Source organism: Pseudonocardia thermophila, assembly GCF_900142365.1.
Lineage (GTDB): Bacteria > Actinomycetota > Actinomycetes > Mycobacteriales > Pseudonocardiaceae > Pseudonocardia > Pseudonocardia thermophila.
The window spans coordinates 41,524-57,748 of sequence record NZ_FRAP01000030.1 but is presented as its reverse complement, the minus strand read 5'-3'; the positions used below and the strand labels follow the sequence as shown (position 1 = coordinate 57,748).

General features: G+C 71.3%; 20 protein-coding genes. 6 read left to right on the top strand and 14 right to left on the bottom strand.

What is annotated here, in order from left to right; translation table 11 throughout:
• Window positions 1-19: 19 nt before the first annotated feature.
• Genes BUE41_RS28405 through BUE41_RS28395 form a run of 3 tightly spaced genes read right to left on the bottom strand, consistent with a single transcriptional unit; the run spans window position 20 to window position 6,803 of the window.
• Window positions 20-2,140, bottom strand: coding sequence for a hypothetical protein (locus tag BUE41_RS28405; protein ID WP_143172430.1), 2,121 nt, complete (start codon window positions 2,138-2,140; stop codon window positions 20-22).
• The gene (locus tag BUE41_RS28400) at window positions 2,137-3,966 is read right to left on the bottom strand and encodes a hypothetical protein (RefSeq protein ID WP_073460428.1); all 1,830 of its coding nucleotides are present in this window, start codon (window positions 3,964-3,966) and stop codon (window positions 2,137-2,139) included. The genes BUE41_RS28405 and BUE41_RS28400 overlap by 4 nt, the downstream gene beginning before the upstream one ends.
• Entirely contained in the window at window positions 3,963-6,803 is a 2,841-nt protein-coding gene (locus BUE41_RS28395) for a hypothetical protein (RefSeq protein WP_143172429.1), read from the bottom strand. Before BUE41_RS28395 ends, BUE41_RS28400 begins: the two co-directional genes overlap by 4 nt.
• Before the next feature lie 156 nt (window positions 6,804-6,959).
• Here BUE41_RS28395 and BUE41_RS28390 point away from each other — a divergent pair, with 156 nt between their 5' ends.
• The 6 genes from BUE41_RS28390 (at window position 6,960) to BUE41_RS28370 (ending at window position 9,189) form a co-directional block, all read left to right on the top strand.
• Complete coding sequence (locus tag BUE41_RS28390; RefSeq protein ID WP_073460426.1) at window positions 6,960-7,223, top strand: hypothetical protein; 264 nt, start codon at window positions 6,960-6,962, stop codon at window positions 7,221-7,223.
• 52 nt (window positions 7,224-7,275) lie between these two features.
• Window positions 7,276-7,461, top strand: coding sequence for a hypothetical protein (locus BUE41_RS28385; RefSeq protein WP_073460425.1), 186 nt, complete (start codon window positions 7,276-7,278; stop codon window positions 7,459-7,461).
• A gap of 85 nt (window positions 7,462-7,546) precedes the next feature.
• Window positions 7,547-7,681: a hypothetical protein gene (locus tag BUE41_RS32575; protein ID WP_268794567.1), complete on the top strand. Its 135-nt coding sequence runs from the start codon at window positions 7,547-7,549 to the stop codon at window positions 7,679-7,681.
• Window positions 7,682-7,768: 87 nt separating this feature from the next.
• Window positions 7,769-7,969 (top strand): hypothetical protein, encoded by a 201-nt coding sequence (locus BUE41_RS28380; RefSeq protein ID WP_143172428.1) that lies wholly within the window; start codon window positions 7,769-7,771, stop codon window positions 7,967-7,969.
• A 47-nt stretch (window positions 7,970-8,016) separates the two neighbouring features.
• Complete coding sequence (locus BUE41_RS28375) at window positions 8,017-8,637, top strand: hypothetical protein (protein WP_073460423.1); 621 nt, start codon at window positions 8,017-8,019, stop codon at window positions 8,635-8,637.
• A gap of 180 nt (window positions 8,638-8,817) precedes the next feature.
• On the top strand, window positions 8,818-9,189 hold the full coding sequence (locus BUE41_RS28370) for a hypothetical protein (RefSeq protein ID WP_073460422.1): 372 nt from the start codon (window positions 8,818-8,820) through the stop codon (window positions 9,187-9,189).
• A 156-nt stretch (window positions 9,190-9,345) separates the two neighbouring features.
• On the opposite strand, the gene BUE41_RS28365 is transcribed toward BUE41_RS28370, so the two are convergent.
• The 11 genes from BUE41_RS28365 to BUE41_RS28315 all read right to left on the bottom strand — a co-directional run bounded on the left by BUE41_RS28365 (window position 9,346) and on the right by BUE41_RS28315 (window position 15,981).
• Window positions 9,346-9,627 (bottom strand): DUF1360 domain-containing protein, encoded by a 282-nt coding sequence (locus BUE41_RS28365; RefSeq protein ID WP_073460421.1) that lies wholly within the window; start codon window positions 9,625-9,627, stop codon window positions 9,346-9,348.
• Window positions 9,624-9,890, bottom strand: a complete 267-nt coding sequence (locus BUE41_RS28360) for a hypothetical protein (RefSeq protein WP_073460420.1) — start codon at window positions 9,888-9,890, stop codon at window positions 9,624-9,626. The genes BUE41_RS28365 and BUE41_RS28360 overlap by 4 nt, the downstream gene beginning before the upstream one ends.
• Window positions 9,887-10,072: a hypothetical protein gene (locus BUE41_RS28355; RefSeq protein ID WP_073460419.1), complete on the bottom strand. Its 186-nt coding sequence runs from the start codon at window positions 10,070-10,072 to the stop codon at window positions 9,887-9,889. The genes BUE41_RS28360 and BUE41_RS28355 overlap by 4 nt, the downstream gene beginning before the upstream one ends.
• A complete protein-coding gene (locus tag BUE41_RS28350) occupies window positions 10,069-10,419 on the bottom strand; it encodes an HIT family protein (RefSeq protein WP_073460418.1) in 351 nt (116 codons plus the stop codon). Before BUE41_RS28350 ends, BUE41_RS28355 begins: the two co-directional genes overlap by 4 nt.
• A 77-nt stretch (window positions 10,420-10,496) precedes the next feature.
• The gene (locus tag BUE41_RS28345; RefSeq protein ID WP_073460417.1) at window positions 10,497-10,823 is read right to left on the bottom strand and encodes a hypothetical protein; all 327 of its coding nucleotides are present in this window, start codon (window positions 10,821-10,823) and stop codon (window positions 10,497-10,499) included.
• Complete coding sequence (locus BUE41_RS28340) at window positions 10,823-11,011, bottom strand: hypothetical protein (RefSeq protein ID WP_073460416.1); 189 nt, start codon at window positions 11,009-11,011, stop codon at window positions 10,823-10,825. Before BUE41_RS28340 ends, BUE41_RS28345 begins: the two co-directional genes overlap by 1 nt.
• Window positions 11,008-11,952, bottom strand: coding sequence for a ParB N-terminal domain-containing protein (locus BUE41_RS28335; RefSeq protein ID WP_073460415.1), 945 nt, complete (start codon window positions 11,950-11,952; stop codon window positions 11,008-11,010). Before BUE41_RS28335 ends, BUE41_RS28340 begins: the two co-directional genes overlap by 4 nt.
• Window positions 11,949-12,539 carry a hypothetical protein gene (locus BUE41_RS30970; RefSeq protein ID WP_073460414.1) on the bottom strand — a complete coding sequence of 197 codons (591 nt, stop codon included), beginning with the start codon at window positions 12,537-12,539 and terminating at the stop codon, window positions 11,949-11,951. Before BUE41_RS30970 ends, BUE41_RS28335 begins: the two co-directional genes overlap by 4 nt.
• On the bottom strand, window positions 12,536-14,242 hold the full coding sequence (locus BUE41_RS28325) for a terminase large subunit domain-containing protein (protein ID WP_073460413.1): 1,707 nt from the start codon (window positions 14,240-14,242) through the stop codon (window positions 12,536-12,538). The genes BUE41_RS30970 and BUE41_RS28325 overlap by 4 nt, the downstream gene beginning before the upstream one ends.
• A gap of 3 nt (window positions 14,243-14,245) precedes the next feature.
• Window positions 14,246-14,737 (bottom strand): hypothetical protein, encoded by a 492-nt coding sequence (locus tag BUE41_RS28320; RefSeq protein WP_073460412.1) that lies wholly within the window; start codon window positions 14,735-14,737, stop codon window positions 14,246-14,248.
• A complete protein-coding gene (locus tag BUE41_RS28315; RefSeq protein WP_073460411.1) occupies window positions 14,734-15,981 on the bottom strand; it encodes a DNA methyltransferase in 1,248 nt (415 codons plus the stop codon). The genes BUE41_RS28320 and BUE41_RS28315 overlap by 4 nt, the downstream gene beginning before the upstream one ends.
• Between the last annotated feature and the right edge of the window lie 244 nt (window positions 15,982-16,225).

The window sequence follows — 16,225 nt, the reverse complement described above, 5'->3', positions numbered from 1 at the left end:
ACACCCATAGAGTGGGAAGTCATGTATAGTGACACCATCGCCCAACGGGGCGAGGTGGCCTGAACCTCAGCCTCTCGCGAACCCAGGACGGTTCACCGGAGATCTCCGGCTCACCGAACCCGCTGTCGGTGCCGCCCGGCCCGTCGTCGCCGTCGCGGAGGTTCCGCGACCCCGCCTTCTTGCTCTCGTAGTCGGGTGCGATGCGGTCCCGCAGCTGCCGGGTCAGCTCCCGCACGTCGGGGTCGACCGTCGGGTCGGCGAGCACCCGGTCCAGTTCGGACGCGGCGAGGTCGGGGTCGGTGACGCGCAACTGGTTGGCGTCGTCGTCCCATTCGGCGCCGTTGACGCCGCCGTTGCTCCAGAAGTGGCGGCGCGCGATGCCGCGCTCTTCGTAGGGCAGGTCGTGAGTTTGCGGGCCGGTTGCCGGCGCGCTCGGCGCGTTCGGCGCGTCCGGGCCGCCCGGCGCGCTCGGCGCGTTCGGCGCGTCCGGGCCGCCCGGCGCGCTCGGCGGGAGCCCCTGCTGCTCCGGCGGGGTCAGGCCGGCCCGGCGCGCGATGTCGAGCCGGCGCGCCTTCAGCCGGTCCTTCAGCATTGCCGCCGTGTCCGGGTCGAACCCGGCCGCGTCGACTGCCTCGTCGATCTGCTGCGGGCTGATGTTCAGCACCCGCTGCGCCGACGCCCGCAGCTGCTCGTCGGTCATGTCCCCGAACAGAGCCGCCGCATTCGGGTTGGAGCCGTCCCGCAGCGTGTCCCACTCGCCGACGGAGTCCCCGAAAGCCTCCCCCTTCGGGGCGCCCTGCGCCCGGTACATCAGCGCCCCACCGGCGTCGATGCGGACCGGGTTGCCGTCGCGGTCGCTGACGACGTTGTCGTAACCCAGCCCGGCCACGTCCCAGTTCGCCAGCCACGCGTCGACGGCGAACCCTTCCTGCAGCCGCCGCTTGTACCCCGGGTCGTCGAGCCGGTCGGCCAGATCCGGCCGGGAGCCGGGCACGATCTCGGAGTCGACCGACAATTTGCCGTTGTGGTCGACCAGGCGGGTGTTGGCGACGTCGACCCCCGCGAGCTTGTACAGCTGCCCCGCGAGGACCTCGTTGCGGGCGGCGTCCTCGCTAGACGGGGTCTTGACGTAGTGCTCGCCGCCGTCGGGGTCGCGGTAGAAGCCGGAGTCGTTGCGCACGGTCGACCCGGCGGGACCGCCGGTGCGGGTCCAGTCCGCGGTGGACACCGGGTTGTACGGGTTCCGCGGCGGTTCCGGTGCGCCGTCGACGGTGTCGGGGGTGTCCGGCGGCCGCGGCGGCTCGTTGCCGTCGTCGCCGGTGTCGGCGGCGATGCGGTCCCGCAGTTGTCGCATGCGGCGCCGCTGCTCGGCGTCGTAGGAGGAGTCCTCCAGCGCCTCGTCGATGGTGGCGATCGCGCGCTGCCGGTCGTGCACCTGCAACTCGTTGCGGTCGTCGTCCCACGACGCGCCACGTGACGGGGAGTCGCTGCCCCAGAAAAGGCGCCGCGCGGTCGGCCGCTCGGCAGGTGGCAGCGCTACCCGCCGCGTACCCGAGCTGGGCTTGCTGCTGCCGCTGGGGCGCCGGGTGCGGGCAGGCTCGGCCTGCACGACGCGCTTGCGGCGCCTCCCCTTCTTCGGCTTCACCTTCCGCCCGACCGGGATCGGGAATCCGATCGGCACCCCGTAGCGGCGTGCGCCCGCCGGTGTGCGCACGTACCGCACCTTGTAGTAGTCCACCAGCGCTTGGGCGACGAATCGGCCGATCACCAGCGGCACAGCCGCGGACGTGACTGGCCCCTCGTCGTCGCCGGGCTCGTCGTCCTGCTCCGGCTGCTCCAGCAGCAGGTCACCGGGCGGCATCGGCGCGTCCACACCCGGGCCGTCGATGCGGGCCACGGTCGTTTCCTGCCGCAGCCACGCCATCACCGCTGCCGGGTCGTCCGGGTCGAACTCGATCTCCACCCCGACCGGGCCGGACAGAATCAGCGTGCCGGGCTCGGGCATCTGCACCTGCAGCCCGGGCGGCACCAGCGGCCGCCGACCGGGCCGAAAGATCACCTCATACGGCAGCCCGGCGAGCCGGTCCACGCCGACCACGCGGGTCGGTTCAGCAGCGGCGGGGTCGGTTGGTGTGGTCATAGCAGCGCCAGTGTGCCGAGAAGCCAGTGCTCGAAATCCGGGTCGACGTACCTACCCCGCGCGGTGCCGCGCCCGAGCAGGTCTTCCATGCCGGTGGACAGCACCTCGTGCGAGCCGACGCCGTAGTCGACGTACCGCTTGCCGGAGTAGTGCTGGAAAAGGTCGTCCCGGTAGCCGCGCTCGAAGGTGCCCTCGTAGATGTCGGACTTGGAGTCGAAAGTTCGGTTCCCCGGGGTGCCGCTGCGCGTCACCCGCTGGAAAAGGAAACCCCATTCCGCTCGCTCCAGGTGATTGTTCGACGCCTCCATCGCGTGCGACAGCTCGTGCAGCATCACGTCGGCCCGGCGGTCCGGGTCTCGGTAGCTACCGCCGTCGACCCGGTGCGTCCCTAGGCTGTAGTTCGCGCGGGCCGACGTCGAGGTGACCGACAGTTTCTTCGGAACTGCGTTGAGCGCGTCGATCCAGTCGGACGGGAATGACTCCTGCGCAACGCTGATCGCCTCGGTCACGCTTGCGGCACGATCGGCGTCGAGGTTGCCGTCCAGGTCGTAGTCGATGCCGCGACCCTGCCACGGCCCCATCGGCCGCTGCTCGAGCAGCACTTCCCGCAGCACATCGGCGCGGTCCTGCCCGGCGGCGCGCTGCAGCTGGATCATCTGCTGCATCTGGCGGGCCACCTGGGAGCGCTGCTCACGCAGTTCGGCGGCGCGGCCGCGGTGCCGGTCCAGGAACTCGGCGGTGCCGTCGGGGGCGCCGGGGAAGTCGCTCGCCTGCACGTCGGGGTCGGCGGCCAGCGTCTCCACCAGCCCCTCCGGTGGGTCGCCGCCCATCTCTTCGCGCCACGCGCGGCGCACGTCCTGGTTGAACTGGCGGGCGTCGGCGTCGACCTTCTGCCGCAGCCCGAGCATGCGTTCGCGGAGCGCGTCGGCGCGGGCCTGCCGGTCGGCGAGTCGCCGGTCGGCTTCGGCGGAGATCGCGGCGCCGGCGTCTCGGACGGCTTCGAGCTGCCGCAGGGTGTGCTCACCGGGGCCGCCGTCGCTGGCGAGGTCGAGCAGTGAGGGGTCGTTCGGGTTCTGCCCGAACAGCTGGGGGTCGCCGACGCGGTCGCGGGCGTCGGCGATCTGCTCGTCGACGGTGCGGGTGTCGGTGGCGGCGCGCTGTTTACGGGCGAGCGCGGCGACGGCGAGGCGGCTGCCGCGGCCGGGCGGGGAGTAGCTGTTGTCGGTGTCGCTGGACGTCAACGCGTCCCGCATGATCATCTCGGCGGCGAGGTCGCGGTCGCGTTGGCTGGTGTCGGGGAAATCGCGGGCCAGGTCGGTGGCGATCTGGTCGCGGATCTGCCGCACACGCTCGGCGTCGTCGGGGTTGTCGACCGCTTCGCGTGCGGTGTCGCGGTAGCGGACCGCGACGTCGTCGCGGTCGTCGCGCTGCTGCGGCGCACGATCGGGTGCCGGGGTGCGCTGGGGCGCGGGCCGGGTGTCGCGGCCGCCGACGGGTGCGGTGCGCTGCTCGGTGGCCGGGCGGGTGTCCCGCTCGGTGCTGCCACCGCGGGACCTGGTCGTGGTCTCGCTCGACGAGCCACCCGGGGTGCGCGTGGGCGCGGCGGTGGGCTTTTCCTTGCGGCCGCGGCGGCGGCCCTTCTTGGGCTTGACCTTGCGACCGACCGGGATGGGGAAGCCGATAGGGACGCCGTAGCGGCGGGCACCGGCGGGGGTGCGCACGTACCGCACCTTGTAGGCGTCGACCAGCTCGGCGGCAACGAACCGTCCGATCGGCAGCGGACGGGCGGCGAGCTGCTGCTCGGGCCTGTACTCGACGACGCTCACCGGCGCCGCCTCCGCTTCGGGTTGTCGATGTACTCCGCCCGCATGGCCTCGATCTGCTCGGTCAGGCGGCGTCGGATCTCCGCGGTCTGTTGCGCCGACGTGCCCACCCGGCCGGCGGCGTCGTCCGCGGCGGCGAGCTTGTCCACGGCGATCTTGCGCGGGTCACCTTTCGCGGCAGCCAGTCGTCGCGCCACGATGCCCTCCGGGTCGTCCAGCACGGCGAAGATCGGGGTCGACCCGCACAAGCAGCCCTTGTGGTCGCCGGGGTGGAAGTAGCGGCCCAGCCACGCGGTCGAGGCGTCGGTGTCCAGCTTCGGGTCGGTCCAGGTGGAGAACCGCACCCCGTGCAGCCTGCGGTGCGGCTCGAAAGTCTTGCGCGGCTGGTGCGGCCGGTAGTCCCACTCCCAGCCGACGAGCACGGCGCCCTCGTCGGCGAGGCCCTGCTGCACCACCGGCCCGGTCGCCAGCCCGGTGCCGGGGTTGGTGCGGGGGCGGCGTTTCTTGTCGGGTCGGCGGCTGCGCCGCTTGCCCTTCCACCCGCCGCTGTTCTGCTGGCCGCGGGCGAACGCGTCCACGTCGACGTCGGCGTGGTCGGCGGCGGACGCGGCGATCACCAACAGCTGGTCACCACCGGCGACGGCGAGCACGTCGGCGATGTCCTGCGCCGTGAGCGGGCTTGCGGTCTGTTCGCCCGGTTCGTCGTCGACCGCACCGGACGGCTCGAACAGCGCCCACTCGGCGGCCTCGTGCAGCTCGCGCAGCAGCACCTGCCACGCGGGGTCGACGTGGCCCGCCAGCCGGGAGGTGATCTCCCCGGACAGTCGCTGCCCGAGCGGGCTGTGCGGGTTCACGCCGAGCACGTCGCAGGCGGCCATCCCGGCCTCGACGGCCGCGTCGCGCAGCCAGCCGGTGACCTGTCCGCGCAGCCGCGCGTACTCGTCGGTGATCAGGTCGGTCACCTGCACCAGCTCGGCCACCTTGTCCCGGCCGAGCAGCGCGGGGATCTCGGCGGCGGGCCGGTTGACCAGCTGTGCTGCGAGGGCGCGGTCCCGCTGCGCCGCCGACCGCACCCGGGCGCCGGCCCGTTCGAGCACGCGGGCGAGCGCGTCGTCGGCGGCGACCCAGATGCGCTGCATCAGCGACGCGTCGATCGCGGCGAGCGCGCGGCAGGCGTCCTCGTCGACGTGCATCGCGAACTCGTCGGGGTCGGCGGCGGCGCGCAGCCCGGGCGCGGGGGCGCCCTGGCTGGGGTCGGGCGGCGCGGCTGGCATTTCGGGCACCGGCTGGTTAGGGGTGACCTGCCCGGGGGTGGCGACGGGCCGGTCACCGTCGGCGGCGGGCAGCCCCGCCTGTTGGCCGGGTTGCCCGGGTTGGCTGGGGTGGCGGCCCTGGCGTGCTTGGCGGGGCAGCACCTGCCCGTCGACCGTGCGCGGCTCGGGTCGGCGCAGCCCGAGCACTTCGGCGGTCTCCTGTGGGGGCAGGCGACCGCTGGACGCGAGCCGCCGCGTGATCTCGTCCGGGTTGGGGGCGTCGTCCTCGGAGAAGCCGAGTTCGCGGCGCAGCGCGGCGTCGCTGATCACGAGCCGGTCGTGGGCGTCGCGGGCGTCCTGGCCCCTGTTCGGATTCTCGGCGAGGTCGGACGCGTCCGCGATGATCGTGATCCGGTTGATGTCGGCGGAGGTGTAGCCCAGCGACTCCAGCGCGGGCCGCATGAAAGCCTTCACCATGCACGCGGCGATCGTGTCGGCGGCGGGCTGCACCTGCTCCTTGATCGAGCGGGCGTCGATCTGCCACGCATTCCAGTGGCTGGTGTCGCCGACGCCTTCGATCTGCTCGGGCTGCACGTCCAGGCCCTGCAGGAGCCGCACGAGCGCGGCTTGCTGACGGTCGATCAGCTTTTCGGCGTCGGCGCGCTGCAGGGTGATGTGCTTGACCCCGTCGAGGGCGTCTTTGTCGCCGCGGATGACGATGGGCACCACCTGTTGGGCGTCGCCGTCGTCGTCGAGCGGGGCGAGCATGGCGGCGACGAAGTCCTGCATGAAGGTGTCGCGTTCGATGCCGTCACCGTCGCCGTCGTCTTCGTCGTCGCGGGACCGCACCAGTGACAGTTCGGTGGGCACCAGCAGGATGCCGTTGGCGGCGACGCGGGAGCGGGAGCCGGCGCGCATCTCCCGGCCGGTGAGCACGACGTCTTCGGCGACGCCGAGCATGGACCGCATCGGGGCGTCGGCCAGTTCGGACCATTCCAGGTCTTGCACCCAGCAGCGCAGCAGCGCTTCCCGGTCGGGGTCGATCGGCACCACGGATTTCATGCCGGGCAGCGTGGAGATCGCGATGCGGCCGTCGGAGCCGATCTGGACCTCGCTGATGGAGCGGACGTGGAAGACGTCGTCGGCGTCGATGTGGATCCACGCTTCGCCGACGCAGTTGAGGTTCTCGTCGAGGCGGGCGGTGAAACCGTCCGGTGAGGGGTCGAACGGGATGCGGTTGAAGTTGACGATCGCGTCGGCGGCGAGCTGCTTGTCCAGGTGGTGGTCGCCGGTGTCGAGCGGGATCGGCGGCTCGGGCCAGGGGCGCTTCTCAGCGACGTAGAAGCGGCACTTGGCGACGGCTTGGGCGCGTAGCCGGTGCGCTTCGCGGATCTCGCCGATCAGGGTGCGGTAGTCGAAGGCGGTCTGCTGCCAGCTCTGCTTGGTGGCGGCGAGGCGGGCGGCGGTGTCGCGGGCGGACAGGTCGATGCGCTGGCCGGCGGCGCGGAGCACGCGTAGTTGCGGTGGTTTGGGCACGTAGGCGGCCAGCTCGTCAGGCTTGGGCGCTCGCCAGCCGAAAGGTGGCACGCGACGGTCCTGCCCTTCCCCGCGGTTGATGGTGGTGCGTTCGGCAGCGTGTGCGGGTGGGGGTGGTGGGGGCGGGCAGTCGCGTGTCTGCTGCGGTGCGGGTGGTGGCTGCACCTGTACTTGAGTGCTGTCCGATACTGTCCTAAACTGTCCCTCGTGAACGCCGCCACCCTCACCCCCGCCGCCCCGCAGGACCTCGCCCCCGCCGCGTGGGACACCAACACCTTCCGCTGCGACAAGCCCTCCTGCGCCACCGCCGAGTCGCACCCCTCCCTGTGCGACTGCGCCTGCAAGGGCGCAGGTCACGGCCACGAGCACCGGCGCGGCATCGCCGCCGCCGCCCAGGCGTTCCTCGCCCGCAGCGTCAACGGGTTCACCCCGGCGATGCTCGCCGCCATCCCGGACGACGAGCCGTTCTGACCCGCCCCAACCCCGGCCACCCCAACCGACCAGAAAGGACAGCAACCGCCAGATGAACACCACCACCACTGTTGCCGCCCGGCCCGTCACCACCGACGTGTTCGACGAGATCACCGGCGAGCACATCGTCTCCGTGGAGCGCGAGCTGCACTACGGCGACATGGCCGGTGGCGGTGTCGTCGTGCACGTCAGCTGCCACACCCCGTCCCGCTGGACCGCCACCGTTCGCCGCATCTGACCGGCCCGGCCGGGCCCGGTGATATCGGGGCCGGCCCTCTCTATCGACCACGCCCCTCACCACCGACACCAGGAGTACTGACGTCATGACCTATTCGAGTCGGCGGCAGCGGCTGCACGAGCAGCACGACGGCAACCCCGGAAAGGGGGCCGAGCTTACGGCACGCCATGTGCGCACCCGGTGCTCGCCGCTGCTGGACGAGGTGGAGGTCGGCTGGTGATCGACGGGCGGCGTTGACCAGCGGCTTCCGTCCAGGGTGGACCCCTACACGTTTACCGCCGCCAACCGCTACGGGACACTGATCGCCATGAGCGACACCGCCACCGAGCCCGTGCCGATCGACTGGACAGCTGACGGGTCCAAGCCGCAGCGTGAGGGCGAGCGGTGCTCGGGGTGCGGTCAGGTACTGATGCTCACCCGTCCCGGCCGCAGCTACTGCGCGTACTGCGACGTCGCGGCCGGGCGGGACCCGTTCGCCACCGACCAGGCCGAGCCACCGGCCAATTGACCTATCGACGCCACCCCTTCGACGACACCCGCAGGAGGACTCTCATCGTGCCATTGCAGCCGTTGCCGGTCGTGTACGCCGGTATCCGGTTTCCGTCTCGCACCGTGGCCCGCTGGGCCATTTTCCTCGACCACCTGGAGATCGAGTGGGAGTACGAGCCGGACGCGTACGACACCGACGAGGGGCCGTACGTGCCGACGTTCAAAGTCAAGATCGATCAGGTGAAGAACAGTTCCAGCTACCACCAGTTCTTCACCGTCGAACAGCCCGGCTCGCCGCACGGTGCCCGGCATGTTGCGTTCGCGAGAGCGACCGGGTTGCCGTTGATCGTGGCTCGTCAGATGCCGCGCAGTTACGCCGACCAGTTCCCGCGGGGCGGACGGCTGCTCGCGTACAACCTGATGGTCGACAACAGCGACAACTGGCCGGTGCAGTGTTCGTTCGTCAACGTCGACCAGCCGGCCTTGAGGCAGTGGTGCGCGTTGGGGGACAACCGCCACTGGTGCCAGGAGGATTTCGGGTTCAGCATGGCGAGTCGGACTCATCTCGCGGTGGAATGCCCGGGGTCGTACTCGCCGCCGGCGGAGTCGCCGGTGGTGGATGAGGCGTTCGTGGAGGCTCGGTCGGCGCGGTTCGTGTGGTCGGATGGTGGCGACGTCACCCCGTGACCACTGTCCATAGTGGACGGTGCGTTGCAACACAAGGTGCTCCACAGAGCAATCACCTCGCCACTCGGAGTAGCCAGCGAGCCGACGAGCAGACGATCACCATCCGTCGATCCGAGCCATGACCAGCACAGATAGACCCGGTTGAATCACCCTGTGCCGCAAGCCACACGTCTCGATCCCGTGGTCACGCTGCTCATGGCCGCCCTGTCCAGACACCGCTCAATCACCCTCGTGATGAGCGACGACCTCGGAGAACACGAAGACGGCACACCAAAGAACGTGCTCGTCGACCACGCCACCGCCACGCTGTTCGTCCGCCGCGGCGCCAGCCTCGACCAGCAACGCGAAGCCACCATCAAAGACCTGCTGACGCTGATCTCCCCAACGCTGCGCGGCCGTGCACTCACCACGGCCGCGCAGCGTGTTCTCACCCTCAGACCGGCCACACCAGCAGCGATCCTCACCGCGATCAGCGACGATGCGCCACCGTCTCCGCGGCAGCAGCCGGTGCCCATCCCGACCCAGCGCTTCAGCTCGCCCATGCTGGTCTGAGCTGAAACCGCGACGGCCCCACAGCCCGAGAACCGGGCCACGGGGCCGTTCGTGGCCGGTCCCCTGGGTATGCAAGAGACCGGCAGTAATACCCAACCAAGTCGGTCCACAACCCGAAAGCGGTGAACCACCACCCGTTCTAGTCGTGCCGACCGATCAAACGAGCCGCTCGACGTAGCCGGTCACCGCCGACCCCACCAGCACCCGAGCCACGATCGGCCACAACCGCGGCATGCGTCGACGAGCGACCGCCACCCCGGCCGCCACCCAGATCGACAAACACCACTCGCACGACGCCAGATCAGCCCAGCGGGTGTCCCCCGCCCACCGCTCGAACCGCTCCCGCAGCTCCCGCACCGGCCACACCTCGTCGTGCTGCAGCAGCCGCGTCAACCGGGCCACGGCGAGCGCATCCACCAGGGTCTCGGTGGCGGTCACGGCCGCAGCACCTCGAAATCGCGGTAGAACTCGTCGGCTGCGACCACCACCGCACCAGCGGGGCCGCGCACCACCCAGTCACCGGGATCAGCGAAGTCGTAGCTGACGCCGTCCTCGCGCAGCACCGCCACCCGGCCACACTCGATCTGCTGCACGAACGCGCCGGTGCCGACCCATTCGGCCACCTGCTGTTGGTTGGTGGACGTCACCAGCACCGCGGTCATCTCAACCCGCGGCCGCACGGGCACCACGTCCAGGATCACGACGCCGCCACCCCGGTCGCGCCCGACTGCTGGCCGGACTGCAGCACCACACCCAGCAGGTACAGCGCTTCCTGCTGGGTGAACCCGGCCGCCTGCCACGCCGTGCACAGCTCGTGCATCTGCGCGGCGACCTCGGCCAGCGGGGTGAGGTTGGGCCGCCCGCTCTGGTCATGGTTGCTCACTGGTGCAGCACCTCCTGCAGTCGACGCTCCATCAGCATGTCGTTCACGGCGCGCGGCACGACGTGCAGATGCAGGTGGAACACGCTCTGGCTAGCAGCCTCGCCGGCGCTGGTGATGATGTTGAACTGCGAGTAGTGGTCCCGCGCGTATTGGGCGGCGTCCAGCATGGTGTCCGCCGACACCCGTGGATCCGTGGCGGCGTCGGCCACGTGCTGCCGCGGGATCACCAGCACGTGCCCGTCAGTGACCGGCGCAAGCGGCACGATCACCACGCTCGCCGGGGTCTCCCTCTTGATCGTGGCCGGCGCCCGACCTGCGACGATCTCGCAGAACGCGCACCCGGCCATGGGTGCCCCACCTCCTGCGGTCCGCTCTCGGCTGCGCCAGCGGCGCCACGGCGGCGTGTGCAGCCCGCACGAGCCCGTCAAGACACCACCGCCACCGACCGCGCCCACGACGGCCCCGCCCAGCGCCCCAGCGACCCGCACCGGCACGAGCCGCCGGCGGTGACCACCACCAGCCGGCCGTCGGCCAGGTGCACCTCGAACCCGGCCCGCGCCGCTCGCTCGCTCCGGGGTGGGCGGGTGGCGCCCCAGTTGACCGCGGCGTGCAGCTGCACGTCGTCCGGCCGCTGATACACCCACAGCCCATCCTCGGGCCCACCCTTGGCGAGCAGCACATACCGCTTGCGCCACACCTGCCCGTCCAGCACCACCTGCGCCGGGTACCAGCGCCCCACGACCGGCGTCACTACCACCACCGTCCTCGGTTCTCCTGCTCCGCCCGCAGCCACTCGTATGTGGCGGCGCCGCAGCCCGCGCACGCCACCACCGCCGCGATCGCCCCTGGTAGGTCCGGGTGGCCGACGAACAGGCCGACGAAGATCGCCGCGACCAGCCAGGACGCGATCGCCACCGTGCGGTACTCGTCCGGGGTCACGTCGGGTTCACCGCCGGTCGTAGCTGCCGGAACCGGTCCACCTGCTCGGCGAGCTGATCCATCAGCACCGACGCGGCAGCCCAGTCCTGCTCCGACAGCAGCTCAGGCAGCACGCGCATGTCGAACTCCCGCAACATGCGGGCACCACCGAGCGCGTCCCGCCACGCCTTCAACCGGCGCGCCCGCAGCTGCCCTTCGTCCGGCTCGATGTGCTGGTCGATCACCTGCGCCACCTGCCGGTAGGCGCGGTCGACCGGGGTGCCGGTCTCGACGTCGGCGAGCGCTCGCCGAGCGGCGGCACGGACGGGCTCAGGGGCGGGGAGCCGTTGGTCGCCGACCCGGATGACCCCCTCGGCAGCAGTGCGGATGCTGGTGATCTTCGCGAGGGTGGTGGCGGAGTAGCCGGTGCCGGCGGCGGCGATCTTGCGGGTTTCCATCGACGACCGCGACGGCACCCGCGGCGCCTGTTCCGGCAGCTGCGGCTGTGGCTGCTGATCCGCCAACTTGGCGCCACCTGAGCCAGCCGCAGCTCGAGCGGCCTGCGTGGCTCGGCCACGCGACAACGCCTCGTTCCGGCGCCGGATGGCGTCCTCGACCAGCAGATTCGCGCGCCGCACCTGCGCCCGCTCCGCCTCGACCGGCGTGAGCGGCTTGCGGCACGTGTTCTCGTCCCACTCCGCCTGCAGCACGTCCCGGGCGGTGTGGATGTCCACGATCGTGACCGGCACCTCAGTCCAGCCGAGCACATCCCTCGCCGCCGCCAAACGTCGACCGCCGGCGACCAGCCGCCAGTCACCGGTGATCACGATCGGGTGCAGCATGCCGACCTTGCGGATCGACTCCGCCAGCTCGCGCAGGTCACCCAGGTCGGCGCGGTCCCGCTCCCCGATCTTGATCTCCGAGATCGGGGTCATCATGCGCACGGGGACGGTGTGGCTCATGCGGTGCGCCGCTCCTTCACTTCCGTTCCCGACGTGGGCGCGAGCCGCACGGGGTGGCCTGGTTCGACCCGGCCGAGCGCACCGGACCAGTCGGCGCGGGACACCACGCGGGTACGGGGCCGTACGAACTTGCTGGATACGGGGTCGGGGCGTGGCGGCAGCCCCATCGCGACCCGCTGCGCCATCACCCGCTGCACCACCTGCGTGCGCTCCGGGTATCGCAGCCCCTTCGGGGAGATCCATTTCCCGTCGGTGGTCATCAGCCACTCGGTGGCGTCATACACGTCGCAGCGGCGCCGCGACCGTGCCGCCGGCCGGTGCCGGCGGTGCTGCACCGCCGACGGGTCGTCGTAGATGTGGCCGCGCCAGCTGCAGTAGGCCGCGACCTGCGCTTCGGTGAAGGCGCGCCGAATCGTGGCGGTCACCTCGCCCGGCGTGGACGCCGCAGCGGCCCATCCGGGTGCTTGGGGCATGGTGAACTTCCACCGCCCGCCGGGCAACTGCTCCACGGTGATCGTGATCTGCCGCACCTGGTGCGGCACCTGCGCCGGGCCTTGCAGGTCACCGACGCTCCGCGGACGGGTCATCGACGTGTCGACCTCCCGATTCGTGGCACTGCTGCTGCGCGCGCACGGGCGCGACCACCACTGGCCGTGCCGCGGCCGGTGGAAGTGGTGGGGATGCGCTCGTCGGCGCGGCCGAGAGTGGCCACGCCGGCGGTGCCGGTGAGCAGGGCGGCGAGGTGGACCATGGCGTCGACGCGGTCCGGGGAGTCCTGCCCCTCTTGCCACGTGGACGCCTGGTGCTCCAGCACCTTGTGCCGGCCGACCATCACCATCCGGCCGGTCTCCCACGCCGGCGCGACCAGCAGCATGCGGGCCTGCTTGCTGCCGCGCGCGATCAGCTCTTTCAGCCGGGGCCCGGTCTCGCCGAACCCCAGAACGTCGTCGACGTGCGGCTCGACCTCGGAAAGTTCGCCGCGTAAACGGTCGGCGACCTCGGGCGGATCGTCCGGGCGGGACAGCCGCGCTAGCGCGGCGTCGGGGTCACCGCCGGCGCGGTGCAGCGCGACCGCCTGCTGGTGCAGGGTGGCCCACGCTTCCCGCAGCCGGGTGTGCAGCTGCGACAGGGACTTCTCGTACGCCAGCGTCGGCGCCCCGTACCGCACGCACGTCAGCAGGGCGAGCCGCGCCCACCGGCCGACCGTCATGGCGCCGGACAGATCGTCGATCAGGTACCCCTTGCCGGTTCCGGGGTGGCGGCAGCCGACCACGATGCCGGCCTCGTCACCGCTGCCGGGGTTGTCGGCGGGGTCGACCACCACGACCGGGGGTAGGCAGCCGGGCGGCGGTTCGTCGACGCGCCACAGATCGAACCAGGCCGACTTGAAAACGCCACCTTCCAGCGGCGCGGGCCGCCCCTGGTACAGCGCGGCGAAAGTGCGTTCCCCCACCGCGGCGCGCTTGGCTTCCCAGTCGGCGACCGTGCGGCCCCGCGCGGACACCAGCCAGGTGCCGGGCCGGCGGCCGAGCGCGTCGGGGGTGTGGCCGTCCGCCAGGGCGGGGACGTTGACCGTGGGCCAGCCCTCGGCCTCGAGACGGCCGGCGAGGTCGTCGGGGTGCCACCTCGTTTGGATGACGATGACCGGGGCGCCCGGGGCGAGACGGGTCAACGCCACCGCGGACCACCACTCGTGCAGCGCGGTGCGGATGGTGTCGCTGTCAGCGGCCTGCTGGTCTTTGATCGGGTCGTCCACGAAAAGTGCGTCGGCTGGCATACCAGTCAGGCCAGATCCCACGCCGACCGCGCGCATTCCGCCGAGGTGGCCAGCCAGCTGCCAGTCCGACGCATCGGCGTGGGACTGGTCGACCGTGAGCCCGATCTGCGGCCCATACGTTTCGACCAGCGACCGCACAACACGGCCCGAGGTGCGCGCCAGACTGGCCGCGTAGGAAGCCCACGCGATCCGCCGGTCCGGGTTGTCCGCGAGCAGCCACATCACCGCCCAGCGCAGCAGGGTGGACTTCCCCTCCTGAGGCGGGATGGACAGCACCAGCCGCCCGTCCCGCGTGGTGGCGGTCTCCACGACCCGCCGCGACACCAACTCCAGCGCGTCGGTGCGCACCATGCGGTGGTCGAAATGGCACGCCAAGTCGAGCGGCGTCGGATAGTCGTTCACGATCCGCAACCGCGCCGCCTGCGCCCGGATCCGCGTCACCAGCTCGGCCACCTGCTCCGGCGGCAGGCTGGCGGCGTACTTACGGGCGAGCGTGTCGATCCTCGGCGGCACCCGCTACTCCTGCGGCACCGGCGAGCCGTCGCGGGCAGCGCGCCGACGGATCTGCTCTTCCAGCTCCCGCAACGCGGTGTCGAGATCCGTCTCCCCCGGCGTGATCTCGATCTTCTCCGGCCGGTTCGCGCCGTGCAGCTTCGCCTGTGCCTCCAGGATGCGCGACACCCGGTCGACAGCGAGCAACTTCCCGCGCAGCACATCCGGCCACAGCGCCCGGATCATGGCGTCGTAGCGGTCGGAGATGATGTTCCGCCACGTTTCGACGTCCTCGCGCGGGTACTCCTTCATGACAGCCTGGAAGGCGCGGTAGGCGTTGCCGCGGTTTGCGTAGCCCAGCTGGTCGGCGATGGCCTGCCAGGTGGCTCCGGCCTTGCGGAGCTCCACGCACTTGAGGTCGCGCTCCCAGCGTTCGATCGCGGCGGGGCTGGTCTGATCGGTGGCGCCCCTATTCGCTTTACGCCGCGGCTTCGGCGCACCGTCGGCCGCGGTCACTCGGCGGCCTCGGTGAAGTCGTGGGGCTGGCCGTCCCGCGTGGGCAGCTGGCCGGTGTGTTCCTGGTAGCGGCGGCAGATGACGTCGGCATACTTCGGGTCGATCTCGATGACGGCTGCTCGCCGGCCAGCGTCGTGCGCGGCGATCAGGGTTGACCCGGACCCGCCGAACGGGTCGACGACGAGCTGGTTGCGGTCCGTGGAGTTCGTGATGTGGCGGGCGATCAGCGCGACCGGCTTCATCGTGGGGTGTTCCTTCGACCGCTTCGGCCGTGGGTATTCATGCACGGTGTCCTGGGTGCGGTCGAGGACGGCATGGTGAGCGGCCCCGGGGACCCAGCCGTAGAACACGAGTTCGTGGCGGTAGTGGTAGTCGGATCGCCCCATCACGAACTGGTCCTTCACCCAGATCAGCGTCTGCCGGAGCACCTCCAGCTCGACGAGAACACCGCCGAACACCAGGGACAGCTCGCCGGGTGGGCTCGCCACGTACCAGCAGCCGCCGGGTCGGGTGTGCGTTGATGCCAGACCGAGGGCGGCGCGGAGGAAGTCACGGAGGCTGTCGGCGTCGAGGGAGTCGTTCTCGATGGTCAACGCGTCCGCGGTCTTCCCGACGTAGCTCACCCCGTAGGGCGGGTCGGTCCACACCATGTCGGCCTTGTCGCCGTTGAGCAGGAGGTCCCACACGCCGGGGTCGGTGGAGTCGCCGACGGCCAGCCGGTGTGATCCCAGCACCCACAGGTCGCCGGTCTTGCAGTACGGCTCGGCAGGCGTGTCGGGGGAGTCATCGGGGTCGTTGAGGGGGACCTCGTCCTGGGCTTCGACGTCGGCGTCGAGGAGCGCTTCGAGCGCGTCGAGGTCGCCGGGGTCGTAGCCGGTGCCGTCGAGGTTGGGGAGGTCGGTGAGGAGTTCGAGGAGGAGCCGGTTGTCGTAGCTGCCGAGGTCGCTGGTGCGGTTGTCGGCGGCGACGATGCGGGCGGCTTGGTCGTCGTCGACGTCGACGGTGACGGCGGCCAGGGTTTCCCAGCCGAGGTCTCGCGCGGCTTTGAGGGTGTGGTTGCCGGCGAGGACTTCGTTGGGTCGGCCGGTGTGGGTGCCGCGGTTGACGACGACGGGTTTGTATTGGCCGTTGACGGTGAGGGATTCGGCGATGCGGCTGGTGTTGCCGACGCGTGGGTTGCGGTGGTAGAGGCGCAGGTCGGCGGTTGGGTAGTAGGTGACCTGCAGGTTGTTGGGGTTGGTCATGCGGCCACCGCCTTGGTTCGGTGGGTGCGGCGTAGGTGTGCGCCGCCGCAGTGGGGGCAGGGGTAGGCCTCGACGGGGTGGCGGGGGCTGCCGGAGAGGACGGCGCGGGCGCGGCGGGTGACGGCGGCGGTTTTCGCGGCGTCGAGGGTGGGGAACCGTTCGGCGGGGCAGCGGCGGTGGTGGGTCACGGGGTCGTAGGGGCACCTCGCAGACGTGGTCGGCGTGGTGGTGGTGGGCATTCCGG